Here is a 16,094-nt window from a genome sequence, read left to right as displayed (position 1 = left end):
GCCACCGCAATGGCGGCCTTCACGCCAACCGCGCAACCGCTTCCCGCGGCTGCCTGACCAAAAAGAAACTACGCGACTGTCTCACATCCTTGACACACCTCACTGCGCAGCATCGGCCGAAGGTCTAAACCGTGCAGTACCACCTTGAGTATGCGATTGTTACAAATAGCAGCAATCGGGCCCAATCTTTGTTATGTTGTGTAGAACACCAATTTCATAGGGAACCGCTGACGAAGGACGAAATCGCGATGGAGCAGCTCGTAACCGAACGAAACTGGGCAGGCAACTACACTTACCGGGCTCCTGTGATCGTCCATCCGGGCAGCGTGGAGGAGCTGCAGGAGATCGTTGCCGGCGCCACCCGCGTCCGGGCGCTGGGCTCCCGCCATTCGTTCAATGACATTGCCGATTCCTCCGGCACGCTGGCCGTCCTTGACCGATTGGATTCTGGCATCCATGTCGACGCCCGGAGGATGACGGTGACAGTAAGTGGTGGCACGCGCTATGGCGCCCTCGCGGCCGAGCTACAGCGCCAGGGCTTCGCACTGCACAACCTGGCGTCCCTTCCGCACATCTCAGTAGCGGGAGCGGTAGCGACCGCAACCCACGGCTCCGGGGACGGTAACCGCAATCTGGCCGGCGCCGTGGCCAGTCTTGAGGTCGTCACCGCAGACGGAAGCATCCTCTCTGCCCGTCGCGGAGACGCATACTTTGACGGCATGGTGGTGGGTCTCGGCGCCCTGGGCATCGTCAGCCGATTGACCCTGGACATCGAACCCAGCTATCAGGTCCTCCAAATCGTTTACGAGAACCTCGACTGGAACCGTGTACTCGAGAACTTTGACGACGTCACGTCGTCTGCCTACAGCGTCAGCCTCTTCACTGACTGGAGCGGGCAGAGAATTGCCCAAGCCTGGCTCAAACGCAGGACCGGCGACCCCAGACAGGAGGTCCCGGAATCCGGATTCCACGGCGGAAGTCCGGCTGCCGAGAACCGGCACCCGTTACCGGGAATCCCGGGCAGCAGCTGCACCCAGCAGCTCGGCGTGCCCGGGCCCTGGTCCGACAGACTGGCTCACTTCCGCATGGAATTCAACCCAAGCAAGGGCGAGGAGCTCCAAACCGAGTACCTCATCCCCCGCGAGCACGCTGTGGACGCGCTTCGCACCGTGCGCAGGATCTCGGATCTCGTCACACCACTGCTGCTCATCGGCGAGATCCGCACCATCGCGCGAGACAACCTGTGGCTGAGCCCGAACTACGGCCGCGACGGCATCGGCCTGCACTTCACGTGGCGGCAGGACCAGCCGGCCGTCCACGCGATCCTGCCCCTCCTTGAAGCGGAGCTCGCACCGTTTGCCGCAAGGCCGCACTGGGGCAAGCTGTTCCACGGCGGTGTCTCAGCCATCGCGCCTCTTTATCCGCGCTTTGGTGACTTTATCGCCCTTGCCGACCGGCTGGACCCGGCCGGGAAGTTCCGCAACAGCTTCCTCAAGCACACAGTCTTTGGCAACTGATGGGTCACTACGATGCCCTCCCCCACTCCACGGTCCGTGCCGTCCGTCACAGAGCAGCTGCCGCCGTCCGCCGAGACGGATCCGTCTTGCCGGAACGACCTTGGCCTGATTACCCCCTTGTTCATCACCACCGGGTCCTGAGCCGCGCGCAGACCACCAAGAGGACGGCACTGAGCAGGTCAACAGTGGGCACCCTCCTCGGCCAGCTCGTTGCCGGGGACTTGTTTACGAGACAGCCTCTTCAGGCGAAGCGCAGGTGGGCAGGCCAAGCCCCGAGGTTCACCCGAGCCCGTCGACTGCGGCGATGGCCGTGTACCTGAAAATTCCTGCCTTCACAATCGGTCTCCTCGGCCTCGGCGGAAGCCGCCGGAAGGAAACCCGCTTTCCCAACGAACGCATCCCAACCGCAAGGGAATCTGTCAACACCGCAACGGCCGTCACAGAGGGTATGCGCTCGGAGCTGGACGCCTCTTACCGGATCGCGGGAATCGGAATGGCCGTGCCGGGCCTTGGTGAACTACACCGACGGGGGTAGCCCGGCACGCTCCCCACCTCGGTGGACACTGTGACCGCCCTTCGTTAGGGCGGCCCCACGTGTTCCCGCATTTTTCCTGCGGTCCCCATCACGACGAAGGCCCATGTAGAAACCTACGGGGCCCGGGGATCGACTCATCGAGGATCCTTGGGATTCACGGCAGCCGCTGCACCGGCGGGGCGCCTAGTGCGGAGCTGGGTCCCGGTGCACGAGCGTCCGAAGACCTACTACCTAGGACGGCGAATTCCGGGGGAACATGATCGAGCAGAACGGTTCAGCAGCAACCGCCCGGTTTGCGTGCAACACGTGGTAGCGCGCAGGGCGCTGTGGTAGTGGTCCTTTGAACTGCTGGTTTACAAATGTTCTGCATGGAGGGCAATATCTGCATTCAGTTGCAATTCCAGCCTCTCTGCGTGCTCGCTTTTGAGCTTGGACGAGCCTCCCGTACTTCAAAGCCACCAGATGGCGCCAGAGCGGGTCATTTTCAAGCGGCGGCGCTACGACCGAAAATATTTTCGAAGCCGATTATTCTTGATCACCAGTAAGGGCGGCGTTCGCGGCGGCAGCGCGGTACCGCGCGAGTACTTCGGGGGTGGGCGACGCGGTAACTTTCCGCGCAACCCCGGTGGCCCAATTGGGGAACTCTCCGGTTAGGAGCCCGGCGGCTTGCCGCGCGGCGCCATCCGCTACATATTCTCCCGGTTCAGGCACAATGACAGGAAGACCGAAGACTGCGGCAGTTATTGCTTGCAGGGCTTCAGAGCGTGCGCCTCCACCGACGAGGATGAGACGTTCGACGGTCACTCCCTGATCGGTGAGCGCAGCAAGTCCATCGGCAAGGGAGCATACGACCCCTTCGACAGCCGCGCGGGCGAGATGGCCCGGAGTGAAATTTGCCAGTGTCATTCCATGAAGGGAACCCGTTGCATCTGGCAGATTCGGTGTCCGTTCACCTTCGAAGTAAGGAATGAGGACCAGTCCGCCGGCCCCGGCGGGTACCGATAGGGCAAGCCGGGAAAGTTCAGCAACATCAAGGGAGAGCAAACGGGCTGTCGCATCAAGTACACGTGAAGCGTTCAGCGTGCAGACAAGTGGCAGAAAGTTTCCTGTTGCGTCGGCAAATCCTGCCACCTGTCCTGACTTATCGGTGACCGGTGTATCGGAGACAGCGAACACCGTACCGGATGTACCTACGGATACGACAACATCGCCCACGCCGGCGTTTACACCCAGGGCTGCGCCGGCGTTGTCGCCTGCACCGGCTCCAATCAGAGCACCTGAGGGTGTCTTTAGGTCTGATTGCAATGGACCGAGTACGAGAGGCAGCGCCGGTACGTGCCCGAGCGTGCGCTCCAGGACGTCCGTCAGATAACTCCCCATGGCAGGTGACCAGTATCCGGTGCCGGAGGCATCTGACCGGTCGGTTCGCAGTGCGGCCAGCCCCTCCGCGCCGCTTCCCGGCCCGTATCCCGCCAGCCGCCAACTCAGCCAGTCGTGCGGCAGGCAAACGGCAGCGGTACGTGCTGCGTTTTCCGGTTCGTTCTCCGCCAGCCAACGCAGCTTGGTCGCCGTGATCGAGGCCACCGGGACAGTCCCGGTGGCCTCGGCCCAGAATGCCGGCCCGCCTGTCTCCTCGATGAGTGCCTGCGCCGCAGGGGCCGATCGGGTGTCATTCCAGAGCAGTGCCGGTCGGACCACCGCACCATCGGCATCCAGGCAGACCATCCCGTGCTGCTGCCCGCTCACCGAAACGGCGGCCACATCATCCAGACCACCAGCTGCATTGATGGCCGACTGTAGCGCGGTCCACCAGAGCTCCGGGTCAATCTCCGTGCCCTCGGGGTGACGTGCCGAACCTTTACGGAGGAGAACACCGGTTTCGGCGTCCCGAATGACGATTTTGCAGGATTGGGTGGAGCTATCCACTCCGGCGACCAATGGCATGGCTGGGTTCTTTCAAAAGGGTTTGAATCAAAACGAATCGTGTGGTGCGCCGTCGGACCCGGACAAACCGGGTCCGACGGCGGGCATGGAGTGCTTTCGCCCTTAGCGGGCGTTGAGCAGGTGCTCGATGGCGAGCTGGTTGAGCCGGACGAACGCGAAGGAGCGCTCCCCTGCCTTGCTGGCGTCGAAGTCCTCGAACGAGGACTTGTCCGCGAGCAGGTCCGCCGTGGATTCACCCGCAGTGAGCGTGGGTTCGCCGAGTTCGAAGACTCCGGAGGTTTTCAGGGCTTCCTGCACTTCAGGGTCGGCGCGGAAGGCGAGGGCCCGTTCCTTGAGGAGGAGGTACATGGCCATGTTGGACTTCGCGGACTCCCAGACGCCGTCGTAACCGTCGGTGCGGGAGGGCTTGTAGTCGAAGTGGCGCGGGCCGTCGTAGCGAGGGCCGCCGTTGGGGAAGCCGTTCTCCAGAAGGTCCACGGTGAAGAAGGCGCTGGTGAGGTCGCCATGGCCGAAGACGAGGTCCTGGTCGTATTTGATGCCGCGCTGCCCGTTGAGGTCGATGTGGAAAAGCTTGCCCGCCCAGAGGGCCTGGGCGATGCCGTGGGTGAAGTTCAGGCCCGCCATCTGTTCGTGGCCGGTTTCGGGGTTCAGGCCCACGATGTCGCCGTGTTCGAGCTGGGCGATGAACGCCAGGGCGTGGCCGACAGTGGGCAGGAAAATGTCGCCGCGGGGTTCGTTGGGTTTGGGTTCGAGGGCGATGCGCAGGTTGTAGCCCTTGTCCTTGATGTAAGCGGCGGCGGTGTCCACGCCTTCCTTCATCCGGTCCAGCGCCGCAGACAGGTCCTTGGAACCGTCGTATTCGCTACCTTCACGCCCGCCCCACATCACAAAGGTTTCCGCGCCGAACTCGGCAGCGGAGTCGATGTTGCGCAGGACCTTGCTCAGCGCGAAGCGGCGGACGGAACGATCATTGGAGGTAAACCCGCCGTCCTTGAAGACCGGGTGGCTGAACAGGTTGGTGGTCACCATCGGGACCTTCAAGCCAGTCTCGGCAAGAGCTGACTTGAAGTTCTTCAGGATCAGCTCCCGTTCCGACGCCGTGGCATCGAAGGGAACCAGGTCATTGTCATGGAAGGTGACGCCGTAGGCGCCCAGTTCGCTAAGCCGGTGGACGGCCTCGACCGGGTCCAGTGCTGCACGCGTGGCAACGCCGAAGGGGTCGGCGCCGGTCCATCCGACTGTCCAGAGGCCGAACGTGAAACGGTCTTCGGGTGTGGGTTGTACTGTCATTTCTAGCACCTCTTTGGGATGGTGGGATTGATTGGGTTGGCTTGCTGAGCGTGGTCCAGCTATAGGACCGGTTCTCTCGCATGCCTGAGGTCCTGATATCGGAGCCCAGTCGTTTGGGACAGGCTCTTGGTCAGGGGTGCCCCGGAGATTCTTTGTGAATGCGTTCGAGGATTTTGACAACTTCCAGGGCCTCGTGCGGAGCAACGGGTGCGGCGCCTGTTCCACGAATGGCGGCGGCTACGCCCTCATAAAAGGCCGGGTAGCTGCCCCTTTCGGTAGGGACTTTGGAGGGTGGGGGGTAACCGGCGGCTGAGATCCCCAGCGTTCCCCAGGTCTCCTCGGGCATGATGCCGTATCGGTCGTCGTCCGGCAGAAGGCCGGAGGCCAAGGCTGGTTCCTGACCGTCCAGCCCGTATGAAACGTAAGCTCCCCCCGTACCCAGCACACGGAACCGCGGTCCGGGCTGGCCACCCAGTCTGCTCATCCACAATCGTGAGCACACCCCAGATTTGTGATGGAGTTCGATGTAGCTAGCGTCATCGTTGCCGCCACCGGCTCGGACTGTTCGCAGATCTGATCTCACATTCGATACCGGGCCGAAGAGGACAAGGGCCTGGTCAATCAGGTGGCTTCCCAGGTCAAAGGCCACTCCGCCACCAAGTGAGGGGGGTGTAACGTCCTGCCATTTGGTGTCCGCCTCGGGCGCCCAGTGCTCGAAACTGGATTCGAATTGGTAAATCTTTCCCAGCTCGCCGGCAGCGATGATCTTCTTAATGGTGAGAAAATCTCCGTCCCATCGTCTGTTTTGGAAAACGATCAGCGGTTTGTCGGCCTCTTCGGCTTTTTGGATCAGCCGCTCAGCGTCGGCCACGGACGCGGCAAAAGGCTTGTCAACAACGAGACCCACTCCCCTGTCCAAAAAGGCCATGCCTTGGGCGAGGTGCGTGGAGGGCGGGCCAGCTAGAACGACGAGATCAAGCCCAGGGGCGTGGTCCAGGAGTTCGTTGGAGTCGGCAACAATGGTGGCCTTTGGGTGGTCACGCTGTGCCTGCCTCCTGCGGCTCGAGTCATTTGTTGCAATGAAATCCAAGGAGAAAGAGGGGCTGGCTTCGATGAAAGGACAGTGGAATACTTTACCTGCAAGACCGTATCCGACGACTCCGACGCGGATAGGGCGGTCTGCCTCAGTTTCGGGTGTGATGGAAGTCATAATTGAAGAGTACGCTGTTATCCTGCATTTGTTCAAGCAAACTACATATTAAAATTTGATCGACGGACGCGATGGCCACTCAATGGACTCTGCGGTCCTTCACCCCTCACTCTTAGAAGGGACGGTGTCCAATTGAGGCTCTGCAGGAAACACGACGGTTGGAGATGCTGTGTCGACGAGTAGCTTCTCTTCGCCCAGGGATGCCGGACCACGGCCGCAGGCAATGGGAAATAACCTGGACAGTGTCCGTCAGCACAACCTGTCCACGATTCTTACGCTGGTACATCACGCAGGGAGCATCCCAAGGGCACAACTTACCCGGCGGACCGGGCTGAACCGGTCCACCATAGCGGCCCTGGTGGGCGAACTGGTTGATCTCCGCTTGGTCACAGAATCCTCGGGGGAGACAACCAGCCAGGTAGGACGGCCGAGCTCCGTTGTGCAAACCAACCCCGATACGGTCGCGATTGCGGTGAACCCCGAGGTAGACGCTGTAACCGTGGGGGTGGTCGGGCTGGGAGGGGTTGTCCAGAACCGCATCCGTTTTCCCACGGAGAAACCTCCGACGGTTCGCGAAGCTGTGAACATCACCTCGGCGATCATTGCGGGCATTCAGGGCGGCCTTCAGACTGAAACGCGCATTGTTGGAATTGGAATCGCCGTTCCCGGCTTGGTCTGCCAGAGCAACGGACTGGTCCGCCTGGCTCCGCATCTTGGGTGGAAAGACGAGCCGCTGACGGAAATGCTGGCGGACGCTACCGGATACCCCACTTCCGCCGGCAATGATGCAAGCCTTGGCGCCCGTGCAGAACGGACGTTTGGCGCCGGCCGTGGCATTGACGACATGATCTATCTCAACGGCGGAGCCAGCGGCGTCGGCGGAGGAGTCATCTCCAGCGGTGTCGCACTCGGCGGAACCAGTGGGTATGCCGGAGAGTTGGGCCACACTCGTGTACGTAGCGACGGCAGGGCCGACAGCGCCGGTGTCCGCGGCACATTCGAGTCAGAAGTGACAAGGTTGGCGTTGCTTGAGGTTCTGGGCCTGTCCTCCGCCGACACGGATGAACTCGAACAGGCACTGTTCGCCGCCAAGTCACTGGCGGTCCGTTCCGAAGTGAACCGACAGCTGGACTTTCTCGGCATCGCTCTTGGCGGCGCCATCAACATTCTTAATCCGCGACTGATTATTCTGGGAGGCTTCCTCGGATCCCTGTATGCGCTGGACCCCGAACGCCTTCACAAAGTGGTCGCGCATGAGGCCCTTCCAGTGTCATGGAACGACGTCACGATTTCCCGGCCAAAGCTGGGGGCCGACCTTCTCATGGTGGGGGCAGCGGAGCTAGCGTTCTCACCGCTTCTCGCCGATCCCGCTGGCTTATCAGCCCAGAAAGCAGGGAGGGTGCCCGACAAATCCTCCCAAGAGTCAGAGAGGACGGCCCTTAATGGCAGCCGATGAGTTTACTGTCAGCAACGGTCGCGGTCTGGTTATGACCGTCAGCAGCTTCGGTGCACGCCTCGTTGAGCTGCAGGTGCCGGACAGAAACGGCACACCTGACAATGTGGTCCTAGGCTTGGACACACTGGAGTCCTACAAGCGCCACACTGATTTGTACCTTGGAGCCACCATCGGCCGGGTGGCTGGACGTATTGCGGGGGGACGTTTCGTTTCGGTCGATCTGGACGTCCAGCTCGACCGAAATGAGGGAAACAACCATCTTCACGGGGGCAGCTCCCGAAGTTTCGACCGTGTTGACTGGTCGGTGACCGAATCGGAACCTGACGGCGGCAAGGGCATCGTCTTCGAATATGTCAGTCCCCATCTGGAGGAGGGCTACCCTGGGAATTTGTACGCACGCGTCGAATACCTGCTCACAGACACGAATGAGATGTGGACGGTCTTCACGGCAGCGTGTGACCAATCCACGCCGGTCAACCTCACTAATCACAGCTACTGGAATCTCGCCGGTGGGAACGTCCCCGTAACAGACCACCACCTGATGATTGCAGCGCAGAACGTACTGCGGACGGGCCCGGACCTCATCCCCACGGGCGCCCTGCAGCCCGTGGCGGGTACGGCACTCGATTATCGCCTACGGCGCCCAATAGCAGACCTGCTCCCCGCCGAGGGCGGTGAGCCGTGGCCGGGACTGGACCATACCTACGTGCTGGATGCCCGCGACGGCAGCCATCAGCTCGCCGCCACCCTCTACGACCCGGCGAGCGGCCGCACCATGGAGCTGTTGACATCCGAGCCGTCACTGCAGGTCTACAGCGCTAACCGGCTGCCCAGAATAGCGGGGCGCAACGGTTCCATCTTTGGTGCGGGACACGCTCTTTGCCTTGAGCCCCAGCACATCCCTGATTCACCTGCCCTCCCAGGGTTTCCCTCGATTGTTCTGTCGGCAGGCCGCCAGTACCGCCACAGCAGCTGTTACCGATTCAGCGCCACATGATTGACCAATTCAAGCCGCTCCCGTAGTAGGCGAGTGCCGTTTGCGGCACCCGGGCACTGCGTTCACTGGCGTTGCGTTGGAGGAGGCGGTCACAGCTGCCACTAAAGGTCAGTGGTTCCTCTCAACTTATTGCCTTGGTTGCCGGTAATCGCCTCACTTATTCCAAAGCCACTCCCGTGATGCACTCCGAGTCGCCCCGGTACGAGAGGTCCTTGACCGGGCCGCCATACCTCTTTGCAGCCCGCCATTGGCTGGAAAGTGTGGGTTTTGAGGGCTACGTTCGCAAGCCGACAGAATCCGACATTAAAACCTGGCCGGCAATCATTGCTTTTGTTGTTAGACCCAACTATATTGGTTGGTAAGTGACTTGGGTCACCCTCGAGGGATCCTTATCCCACGCTATTTTCAACGATGAGAAGGAGCGCACGCGTGACTGAACGCCCAGCCCCTGATGCTGACGGTTTCCTGCTCAATGTCCAAGGAATCAGCAAGCACTATCAGGGTGTTACCGCCTTGGACGCCGTCGGACTCCAGGTCCGTCCCGCCGAGATACACGCATTGCTCGGTGGCAACGGCGCCGGCAAATCGACGCTTATCAACATTCTTTCGGGCCTCACCTCCCCTGACTCCGGAACGATCATGCTGTCGGGCAATCGGCTGGAGCTGCGCCGGCCCACCGATGCGCTGGGCAGCGGTATCAATACCATTCACCAGGAGCTCTCCCTGGTTCCTGCCCTGACGACGTTGGACAACATCTTTCTTGGCAGAGAAGTAAATGCACGGTTCCTTGGTTTAAACGTGAGGCTGGACCGCCGCCACATGGAAGATCGTGTGCGGTCCCTGGCCTCCGAGTTCGGGCTCACGGAGGAAGACCTGAAGCTGCCCGTCGGCGAATTCGGAGCCCTGAAGAAACGGGTCGTCGAAATCGTCAAGGCTCTGGCCTTTGACACCCGCCTCCTGATCCTCGATGAGCCAACATCGGGCCTTGAAGAAGAGGAGCGCCTGAATCTTTTCGAGCACATGCGCCGCCTGCGCGGCAAGGGAGTCTCCCTCATCTGGGTGACGCACCATCTTGAGGAACTCTTTGGGCTCGCTGACACTGCCACCGTCTTCAGGGACGGCCGCCTCGTCGGTACCGTTGAGGTTCCAGACACCTCCGTTGACGATCTGCTGGGCATGATGTTCGGCATAGCCGCAGGGGAATTCGGCTCCACGGCCACCGCAGCGGTCGTCACGGAGGCAGAAGAGTCCCGCGAAGAAGTCCTCCGTCTCACCGATGTCAACCGCAGCTACATCCTCCGTGACATTTCCCTTACCGTCCATAAGGGCGAAGTCCTGGGGATCGCAGGGCTCGCGGGGGCAGGCCGCACAGAACTCGCCCGCGCGATCATGGGCATCGACAAGATCAGCAGTGGGACTGTGCACCTGAAAGGCAAGGCGGTCAAGTTTTCCGATTCGAGCGCCGCCTATCAAAAGGGGCTGGCGATGCTGCCCGAGGACCGGAAGCAGCTGGGCATTCTGCCTGAACTGTCTGTCTCGGAAAACATCTCCATTTCCAGCCTTGATCGGGTCTCGTGGCTGGGTTTCGTTCTGAAAGGCCGCGACGAGGTGTCCCAGGCGGAAAGCTACCGGCAACGTCTTGGCATCAAGACCGCCGATGTGAGGGAAAAAATTCGGAATCTCAGCGGTGGAAACCAGCAAAAGGCCATTGTCGCCCGTTGCCTTAACACCAACCCCGATCTGCTGATTTTCGACGAACCTACCCAGGGCATCGATGTCTCCGCCAAAGTCGAGGTCCACAACCTGATCCGTGAATTCGTGGCGAACGGGGGCGCAGCCATCGTTATCGCTTCGGAGATCGGGGAGCTCGTCGAGCTGAGCCATCGGGTCATCATCATGAAAAAGGGGAGGCTCGTGGGCTCGGTCGACCATGTCCCCCATGCCCTGGTCTCGGGCCAGTTTGAAGCCGTCAAAAACCGTATCCTCGCAATGTCTGCAGGCAGGACCGAATCATGAACTTCCAACGGGCTGCGTCCCGCATCCTTTCTACCAGCGGCGTTCCCATCGTCATCGCGCTGGTCATCGTCATCATCGTCTTTCAGATCATGTCTCCAGTATTTTTGACCTCGGGAAGCGTCCGCGACTACATCAATAACGCTATCCCGATCCTCCTCCTCACCGTCGGAGTGGCAATCGTGATCGTCGGCGGCGGCATCGATCTCTCCGTCGGAACCGTCGCGGGACTCAGCGCCGGTACCACGATGTGGGCACTCGTCTCCGGCGCCCCAACATGGACGGCCGTGGCTGTAGGCGTTGCCACCGGGCTGGTCTTCGGCCTATTCAACGGGCTGATGATCACAGTATTTGGAATCAATGACTTTATCGTTACCCTCGCAACACTGAATATAGCCGGCGGCCTGCTCATTGTCCTGACGGAAAAGGTTCCACTCCAGGGCGTCAGCACCCCAGGCTTCTCGGACCTTGTATACGGAAACTTCCTTGGGGTTCCCACGGGATTCTGGATAGCAGCGATCATTTTTGTCCTCATGCAGTTCCTCCTCATCAGAACTGTCTTCGGACGCCGTATCTTTGCCATAGGCATCGCCCCCGGTGCGGCAAATGTCGCCGGCGTGAACGTGAACCGCGTCAGGCTCGGAACCTTCGTTATCTCGGGGCTGCTCGCCGGCGCAGCCGGTGTCCTGTTGGCATCACGCCTGGGGGCCGTCCAGGCCTTCCTTGGCAACGGCTACGAATTCGTTGCCATCGCCGGGGCAGTTCTGGGTGGCGTGAGCCTCGCCGGAGGCAGAGGCTCAGTCTGGGCGGCGGTCGCCGGCGGGCTCATGCTCGCCACTCTCCAGCAGGGACTGCGGCTTAACGGTGTGGACCCGGTGTACTTCAGCATCGTGACTGGACTCTGCATCGTTGCCGGAGTTGTCTTCGATCGAAGAATCCAGCAGTTGGTACTGGGCGGTATTAGGAAACGCAGCAAAAGTGGCCCTACACCTCCGGCGCCGGCAAAGCTCCAGGAAACACACTTGCTCGGCACAGGGAAGCAGGACTGAGAAATGGAAACGACTTCATTGAAGAAGAACCAGACTGTGGTCGACCGCGTCGTCACCCGTCTGCTTGTCGACCCGACGCTGGGGGTGCTGGCCCTGTTGGTGCTCATCTGTCTGCTGGCAGCGTTCACACTGCCGGTGTTTCTCAACGGCTCAAACCTCTACAACCTCGTCAATAACAGCCTCGTGGTCATGATCCTGGCCATGGGCATGACGGTCGTTCTGGTCTCCGGAGGCATCGATCTGTCGATAGGCACCACGATGGCACTCTGCGCTGGTGTCTCCGCGGCCGCCATGAACTTTGGACTGCCGCTGTTCGCAGCGCTCCTGGCCGCACTGGCCATGGGGGCTCTGGTCGGCCTGGGCAACGGCCTGCTGATCACCCGTCTCGGGCTGCCGGACTTCATCGCGACTCTTGCAATGCTTGGTTTCGCCAGTGGTGTCCTGTACATCTGGACCAAGGGTGTTCCGATCATCGGCTATATGGTTCCCGAGTTTTACATCATCGGCGGTCTAACCCCGTTGGCAGGGCCTCTTACACTGCCGATGGTCATCGCGCTCCTTGTCGCGCTGGTGCTCGGAGGAATCCTGGGTTTCACCCGCATGGGAACTCACTTCTTCGCCGTGGGAAGCAGCAAGACCGGCGCCATGCAGTCAGGCGTGCGCGTGGACAGGGTGCGCATGCAGGCATACATCTTCAGCGGTTTGGCCGCCGCTGTGGCGGGCATCATCATGGCAGGTCGCAACACCAACGTCCCGGCCGATCTCGGCAATGGTTATGAGATTCAGGCCATCGCCGCAGCCGTCATCGGTGGTGCCGCACTCTCAGGAGGACGGGGTCGCATTCTGGGAGCCATCCTCGGAGCAATTACGCTGGCCGCCGCCGTCAACCTGATTAACCTCGTCGGCGTCCCTTCGAGCTACCAAAAAATAGTCATCGGAGGCATCCTCGTCGCGGCAGTCCTCGCCAACCGCATCAGCGCGATCGTCAGTGGCAAGGTACGGCAAAGAAAAGCAATGGTCCTTGAAGGAATCCCCGCCTAGGAAATACCAGCATCACAACTCCTGCCAAGCGACCGTTTGGCATTTGAACGACACGAACACAAGTGAAGGAAGCATCAAAGATGAGCTCAAGCACTTTTCATTCGAAGACAGCGCGCCGCCGACCTGGCAAGGCCCGCCTCGCCTTCATCTCCACCGCCACTGCAGCTGCCCTGCTGCTTACAGGCTGCACCACCGTGAACGCGCCCGCCGGAGGCTCCAACGCCGCGGCTGGCGGCGGAGGAACCGACTACCTCCCCGACGAAGCGATCAAGAAGATTGTCAACGGACGCGAGATCAAAGTCGGTTTTGCACCCCCGATCCTCTCGGAGTTTTACACCCAGGTGGAAAAGGCCGCGCACAACAAGATGAAGGAATACGAGGACCGGTTCGGCGTCAAATGGAAGTGGGAACGCCAAGGAGCGCTTAACGATGCCCACTCCGGCACCGAGACACTCGGAATCGTCCAAGGCTATATTGCCCGGCAGTTCGACGCGGTCTTTGTTTGCTCCGCAGCTAATGCGGCAACGATGCAGACCCTTTACAAGCAGGGGTCCGAAAAAGGCATTGACTTCTACCAGTTCAACTCCACCGAAGAACTGGCCAACCCATCCCAGGCCGAAGACCCGACCGGAGGCCTGTCCACGGTATCAAATATCGGCTACGACGACCGCTGGCAGTCCGGATACCTGGCCGGCAAGTACATCGCCGAGCAACTCAAAGGCGAAGGTTCCATCATCCAAATCATGGGACCGTCCGGTTCGGACTGGACAAAGCTGCGCCAGCAGGGCTTCAAGAAGGCCATCGCCGAACACCCCGGCCTCAAGATCGTTGGTGAAGCCGACGGCGGATATGTTCGGGATAAGGGCCTCACAGCCGCCCAGGACCTGCTGACCAAGTTCCCGGACGTAAAGGCCATCTACGGCGAGAACGAGGATATGGCGCTGGGTGCTTCCCAGGCCATTGACGCCCGAGGCCTGAAGCACTGGGACGGCACCGGCGGCATCATCACCATCGGCGCCGACGGCCTGGTCTCCGGTATGGGCGCCATCAAAGCCGGCAAGCTCACCGCAACGGTGGACGTCAACAGCGCGGAGATGGGCAGCCGGATGATCGAAAGCCTCTTCGCCCATGAATTCCTGAACCAGGAAATCAACCAGTTCATCCGCATCCCCACCGGCGTGGTGGACAAGTCCAACGTGGACTGGCATGAGGGTGTTCTCAAGAACGTGCTCAGCGGCCCCGGCAAATACTGACCAACCAGATTCCCTGTCCGGCCCGCACCTCCGGGCCGGACCCGGAGTCGAAACCTCACCGTTTGCCCAAGGTATAGAAGAAAGGTTCGCGCGATGAAGCGAAAAATGGACCCGGTCGATGTCGTAATCGTAGGGCTGGGAGCCGGCGGTGGTCCGGCAGCGAAAGTACTCAGTGAAGCCGGATACAAAGTTGTCGGATTCGACAAGGGACCCTGGTTGCGGCCTGAAGAGCACTACTCCGGTGACGAACTAAAGTTCCAGAACCGCAGCTACCTGTGGCCGGATGTAAATCTCATGCCACGCACCGTGCGCAGTGACGCGAACTCCGAGGCCCGCATCTTCAACTTCTCCCCGGTCCCCTCGAACGTGGGTGGCGGAACCAGCCATATGGCGGGATGGATGCCCCGCCCGCGTGTGTCTGACTTCATCTTCCACTCCCTCCACGGAGATCTTGAGGGAGCAAGCCTCGCGGACTGGCCGTACCGCTACGAACATCTTGAGCCCTATCTGACGAAAGTCGAGTGGAGCTACGGTATCTCCGGTCTCGCGGGAGCTGACAAAGGTGAAGGCTTCCGCAGCAAGGCCTATCCCAGCGCCCCGCTGCCGCCCACCAGGTTCGGCAAGAAGTTCTATGAAGGCTCCAACAAGCTCGGCATCAACTCTTTCCCGCTGCCGATGTCGCATCTGACTGAAGGCAATGCCCTCGGACGCCCGGCGGTAAACCGAACCAGTTTCTGGAACCAGTACGGGGACCCGACCCAGACCCGCTCCAGTGTGGCCACCACCTACATTCCCGAAGCCTTGGCCACCGGTAACTTCGAAGTCAGGGCAGACAGCTTCGTTAGGGAGGTAAAGGTCGGTAAGGACGGTAAGGCTACCGGAGTCATCTACATTGACCCCAGCGGCGCTGAGATTGAACAGGATGCCCGAGTGGTGATTCTTGCCCTTGGCGCCATCGAATCCGCCCGCCTTATGCTCCTGTCTTCCTCCAACCATTTCCCCGACGGGCTGGCGAACGACTCAGGGCTGGTAGGTAAGAATGCCACCTTCCACGAGTACATCTTCGCCGTTGGACTTTTTGACAGGGACATGGAAGACCCCTTGAACGGGTGGACCGGGAACTACCAAAGCGGCGGATCCACACACTTCTACGAAACGGACGAGAGCCGCGGGCACATCGGTGGCGGGATCATCGCCACTACCCAGATCGGACAGGCCATCAACGCCATCATGCCCGGCCGCCCAGCCTGGGGCCAGGCGATGAAGGATGCTGACCGTGACTACTTCGACTATTCCATGAAAATCGGCTTCATCCTCCAAGACATGCCCCAGGAGACCAACAGGGTCGATCTGGATCCCACCGTCAAAGACGCCTGGGGGATGCCGGTCGCGCGCATCACCAACAAACCTCACGCGAACGACATAGCAATGAGCAAGTGGCAGATCGATCAGAACCAGGAGATCCTCCAGGCGGCCGGCGCGAAGAAGACCGTGCCCGTCTACCTCGGGGACGAATTCACCGGCAACGCCTGCCACCAGCAGGGCACCGTCCGGATGGGAACCGACCCTGCCAAATCGGTGCTGAACGAGTGGGGCCAAGCGCACTCCGTCGAGAACCTCTTCGTCCTCGATGGGGCAGGTTTTCCAACCGCGCTCGGTGTGAACCCGACGCTCACCATCATGGCCCATTCCTGGCGGTGCGCGGACTACATCGCCAACACCTACATGAAGGGCCGCTCCGAACGGCTGACCCTGTCCCCGATCAAGAAATCCTAGAAGGAGGAGAACA

The 16,094-nt window shown here is 60.8% G+C and carries 11 protein-coding genes; 8 read left to right on the top strand and 3 right to left on the bottom strand.

The features are described from left to right. Nucleotides 1-248: 248 nt before the first annotated feature. Nucleotides 249-1,517 carry an FAD-binding protein gene (locus tag NG698_RS04420; protein ID WP_252608286.1) on the top strand — a complete coding sequence of 423 codons (1,269 nt, stop codon included), beginning with the start codon at nt 249-251 and terminating at the stop codon, nt 1,515-1,517. A 1,060-nt stretch (nt 1,518-2,577) separates the two neighbouring features. Here NG698_RS04420 and xylB read toward each other — a convergent pair. The 3 genes from xylB to NG698_RS04405 form a co-directional block, all read right to left on the bottom strand. Further along, nucleotides 2,578-3,996 carry a xylulokinase gene (xylB, locus tag NG698_RS04415; protein WP_252608279.1) on the bottom strand — a complete coding sequence of 473 codons (1,419 nt, stop codon included), beginning with the start codon at nt 3,994-3,996 and terminating at the stop codon, nt 2,578-2,580. Nucleotides 3,997-4,098: 102 nt separating this feature from the next. Next, nucleotides 4,099-5,286, bottom strand: coding sequence for a xylose isomerase (gene xylA, locus NG698_RS04410; protein ID WP_252608276.1), 1,188 nt, complete (start codon nt 5,284-5,286; stop codon nt 4,099-4,101). A gap of 130 nt (nt 5,287-5,416) precedes the next feature. Next, on the bottom strand, nt 5,417-6,496 hold the full coding sequence (locus tag NG698_RS04405) for a Gfo/Idh/MocA family protein (protein ID WP_252608274.1): 1,080 nt from the start codon (nt 6,494-6,496) through the stop codon (nt 5,417-5,419). Between the two features lie 439 nt (nt 6,497-6,935). Between NG698_RS04405 and NG698_RS04400 the strand changes: the two genes are divergently transcribed. From NG698_RS04400 to NG698_RS04370, 7 genes are all read left to right on the top strand, one after another. Next, nucleotides 6,936-7,952, top strand: a complete 1,017-nt coding sequence (locus NG698_RS04400) for an ROK family protein (RefSeq protein ID WP_252608273.1) — start codon at nt 6,936-6,938, stop codon at nt 7,950-7,952. Continuing rightward, complete coding sequence (locus NG698_RS04395; protein ID WP_252608272.1) at nt 7,939-8,949, top strand: aldose epimerase family protein; 1,011 nt, start codon at nt 7,939-7,941, stop codon at nt 8,947-8,949. The genes NG698_RS04400 and NG698_RS04395 overlap by 14 nt, the downstream gene beginning before the upstream one ends. Before the next feature lie 429 nt (nt 8,950-9,378). Then, nucleotides 9,379-10,965: a sugar ABC transporter ATP-binding protein gene (locus tag NG698_RS04390; RefSeq protein WP_252608271.1), complete on the top strand. Its 1,587-nt coding sequence runs from the start codon at nt 9,379-9,381 to the stop codon at nt 10,963-10,965. Continuing rightward, nucleotides 10,962-12,011: an ABC transporter permease gene (locus NG698_RS04385; RefSeq protein WP_252608270.1), complete on the top strand. Its 1,050-nt coding sequence runs from the start codon at nt 10,962-10,964 to the stop codon at nt 12,009-12,011. The genes NG698_RS04390 and NG698_RS04385 overlap by 4 nt, the downstream gene beginning before the upstream one ends. A 3-nt stretch (nt 12,012-12,014) precedes the next feature. Then, on the top strand, nt 12,015-13,052 hold the full coding sequence (locus NG698_RS04380; protein ID WP_252608269.1) for an ABC transporter permease: 1,038 nt from the start codon (nt 12,015-12,017) through the stop codon (nt 13,050-13,052). An 80-nt stretch (nt 13,053-13,132) separates the two neighbouring features. Then, entirely contained in the window at nt 13,133-14,305 is a 1,173-nt protein-coding gene (locus tag NG698_RS04375; RefSeq protein WP_252608268.1) for a sugar ABC transporter substrate-binding protein, read from the top strand. 93 nt (nt 14,306-14,398) lie between these two features. Beyond that, the gene (locus NG698_RS04370) at nt 14,399-16,081 is read left to right on the top strand and encodes a GMC oxidoreductase (protein ID WP_252608267.1); all 1,683 of its coding nucleotides are present in this window, start codon (nt 14,399-14,401) and stop codon (nt 16,079-16,081) included. Nucleotides 16,082-16,094: the final 13 nt, after the last annotated feature.

The sequence above is a fragment of the Pseudarthrobacter raffinosi genome (genome assembly GCF_023913735.1).
Classification (GTDB): domain Bacteria; phylum Actinomycetota; class Actinomycetes; order Actinomycetales; family Micrococcaceae; genus Arthrobacter; species Arthrobacter raffinosi.
Note: the sequence above shows the minus strand (reverse complement) of the source record. Positions and strands in the feature narration are given on the sequence as shown.

Bases quoted from the DNA above. Each gene is read 5' to 3' on its own strand.
- NG698_RS04420 (WP_252608286.1), top strand. From the start codon at position 249: ATGGAGCAGCTCGTAACCGAACGAAACTGGGCAGGCAACTACACTTAC.
- xylB (WP_252608279.1), bottom strand. From the start codon at position 3,996: ATGCCATTGGTCGCCGGAGTGGATAGCTCCACCCAATCCTGCAAAATC.
- xylA (WP_252608276.1), bottom strand. From the start codon at position 5,286: ATGACAGTACAACCCACACCCGAAGACCGTTTCACGTTCGGCCTCTGG.
- NG698_RS04405 (WP_252608274.1), bottom strand. From the start codon at position 6,496: ATGACTTCCATCACACCCGAAACTGAGGCAGACCGCCCTATCCGCGTC.
- NG698_RS04395 (WP_252608272.1), top strand. From the start codon at position 7,939: ATGGCAGCCGATGAGTTTACTGTCAGCAACGGTCGCGGTCTGGTTATG.
- NG698_RS04385 (WP_252608270.1), top strand. From the start codon at position 10,962: ATGAACTTCCAACGGGCTGCGTCCCGCATCCTTTCTACCAGCGGCGTT.
- NG698_RS04380 (WP_252608269.1), top strand. From the start codon at position 12,015: ATGGAAACGACTTCATTGAAGAAGAACCAGACTGTGGTCGACCGCGTC.
- NG698_RS04375 (WP_252608268.1), top strand. From the start codon at position 13,133: ATGAGCTCAAGCACTTTTCATTCGAAGACAGCGCGCCGCCGACCTGGC.
- NG698_RS04370 (WP_252608267.1), top strand. From the start codon at position 14,399: ATGAAGCGAAAAATGGACCCGGTCGATGTCGTAATCGTAGGGCTGGGA.